The 2,268-nt window shown below is 55.9% G+C and carries 5 protein-coding genes; all 5 read left to right on the top strand.

The annotated features are described in order from the left end of the window. Positions 1 to 200, top strand: a 200-nt coding sequence (locus CYR55_RS23665) for a hypothetical protein (RefSeq protein ID WP_165699650.1), incomplete at its 5' end; no start/stop codon positions are given. Between the two features lie 29 nt (positions 201 to 229). Continuing rightward, positions 230 to 643 (top strand): hypothetical protein, encoded by a 414-nt coding sequence (locus tag CYR55_RS22610; protein WP_101818555.1) that lies wholly within the window; start codon positions 230 to 232, stop codon positions 641 to 643. 29 nt (positions 644 to 672) lie between these two features. Beyond that, a complete protein-coding gene (locus tag CYR55_RS22605; RefSeq protein WP_101818554.1) occupies positions 673 to 939 on the top strand; it encodes a hypothetical protein in 267 nt (88 codons plus the stop codon). A gap of 4 nt (positions 940 to 943) precedes the next feature. Next, the gene (locus CYR55_RS22600) at positions 944 to 1,603 is read left to right on the top strand and encodes a Ref family recombination enhancement nuclease (RefSeq protein WP_101818553.1); all 660 of its coding nucleotides are present in this window, start codon (positions 944 to 946) and stop codon (positions 1,601 to 1,603) included. Between the two features lie 483 nt (positions 1,604 to 2,086). Next, on the top strand, positions 2,087 to 2,268 hold a 182-nt coding region (locus tag CYR55_RS22595; RefSeq protein ID WP_241522217.1), incomplete at its 3' end, for a type II toxin-antitoxin system Phd/YefM family antitoxin.

Genomic DNA, 2,268 nt, shown 5'->3' with positions numbered 1-2,268 from the left:
CCTGGGGCATTTCTTCCCAAGTGAGTGAGCTGGCCAGCCTGGCCGATGTCACGCTTCACCTGGCAATAAATGCCTGGGTGGTCGTGCTGAAAATTCTTATCGCCCTGCTGCTGATACGGGGCATTTATGAAATGACGGTGAGTGTGTTCCGAAACCTGTTCGCTACCAGGAAGAAACGCCGCCGCAACCGTAAAAGATAGCCACCAGCTGGTGGCCTCAAGGAGAACACATGAGCAACACCTTTTCCTCCATTCACCTGTTCAATGAGCGCGCCGCTATGGTTCTGGCGTCATTTGAAGAAAAGCGATACCTGAACATCCGTGAGATCTGTACCGCTATTGGCCGGGGGATCTCCGTTGCTCGCAGCCTGGTACAGGAAATGGTTGCGCAAGGGATGTTGCACATTGTCACCGTGGGCTGCTTCCGCTTCTATTTCCGCGAAAAGCCGGCTCCGAGTGAATTACCGGTTAACGCCAGCGTGCCGCGGGAACGTGAAGAAGTGTCGCCTATGCGTTTCCTGCGTAGCCCAGCTGAGCGGACAGGCAATACCGTGTTCGATGAGTGCCGCCGCAACAGTGGCATGTACCGCCTGATGGCCACTATCCGTAACAGCGGCCATGCCCAGCACCAAATGGCCGCCTGAAACCCTTACCATAGTAAAAGGATACCCCTATGAGCACGTTTACTCCCGCCACTGGCCATATCAGCCCGCGCAAGTGGAAACCCCTTTCCCTGGCGATCGCATACTCATTCCAGAGCGCATTGGTTCCTGACCTGCCGGGGGAATTTGTCCAGACGCTGCACCGTGTTATCCAGTATCGCGCGCAAATGCGCGTGGTGATGGCTCTGCGTGGGCTTGATATGTCCGATCATGAGCTGGTGGGTGAGCGCTATGGCTGGCTGATGAATACCTCTGACGCCACGACCGCGCCGGCTTAACCTCATGGCTGCCATCAGGGAAGTGACAGAGGACGCCATGGAGCGTAAGCGGCAGAAGCAGCGTGAAGCCCAGCAGCGGCAGTATGAGCGCCAGCGCGCTCGTCAGCGTGAACGGCAGGCCGATCCTGCATACCGGCAGCAGCAGCACGATAAAGCGGTGCGCAGTGCAGAGAAGCGCCAGGCAAAGCAGTTGGAGCGCCTGCAATCTCCGGAGTACCGCGCCCAGCTGGTGGAGAAAGCCCGCCAGAAGCAAGACACTGCCGCCAGTAAGCCAACAGCACCGAAGAAAACCACCCCGATCCGCAGCCGTGGTACCAGGGGGCGCACACCAACAGCCCAGGAACGGCAGATCATGGATAAGCTGGGCGCTCTGCCCTGCATTGCCTGTAGCCAGCATGGCCACTACACGTATGAAATCTCGCTCCACCATATCGACGGGCGCGTTAAAGAAGGCGCACATGAGCTGGTATTGCCCTTATGCAATTGGCACCACCAGCACGCGGCGCCGGCCGACCTGCGCGCACAATACCCCTGGCTGATACCGGTTCATGCCGCCGGCGCAGTGGGTGGAAGAAAGGCGTTTGAAACCGCTAATGGTGGCCAGCTCGAATTATTGGCACAGGTTTATCAGATGGCCGGTGTCGAAACCCTAAAACAATCCTAAATGCTCTTTTATTTTATGGCTAAAAGAAACACAGCATCAAACCGCCGCCGCAAACTGTTCTGGCACGTCAGCCAGCAGAAACCAGCAGCAGTCCCGCCGCCGGCTAAGGCCGCAGCCTGATATTTTCACCAACGACCGAGCGTGTTGGATTGCACTGATCCACCAGCTCCGTTACATTCCCGGGTGCCATAAATGGCACCTGTGAGAGTCAGTTCGACGTATTGATTTTTGTCTTAACTTTCCCTGCTTTGAAGTAGGTAGGGAATGCAAAAGAGCCGCCCTTGGGTGGCTCTTCTCTTTTGTATCGCCAGCGGGCTGGTGGGGGGGCTTTTACAAGCCGCTGAGCCTTTGATACCGTGTGCGTGACGGTATTCACCGGAAAACGATACTAAACAAGATTTGCGCATAAGAGCTGCCCCAGGGCGGCTCTTTCCTTTTGTGCCGGCACCTGATTTACTGACTGGACACACACAGGAGGTAGCGATGAAAACGATCACCTTTACCGAGATGGAAGAGCAGTTATCAGCAGTGCTGGATTTATTGCGTTCTGGTCAATGTGTCACTGTAACCCAACCAGGTAAGCCCGATATGTTTGTTGCCGGCGTAGGATTAAAGCCGGTGCCCGATAACGCCGGCATGACTTTCTATGAGGCTTTGAGATTTAC

The organism is Chimaeribacter californicus, assembly GCF_002858675.1.
Lineage (GTDB): Bacteria > Pseudomonadota > Gammaproteobacteria > Enterobacterales > Enterobacteriaceae > Chimaeribacter > Chimaeribacter californicus.
This window is presented reverse-complemented; position numbering and strand designations above follow the sequence as displayed.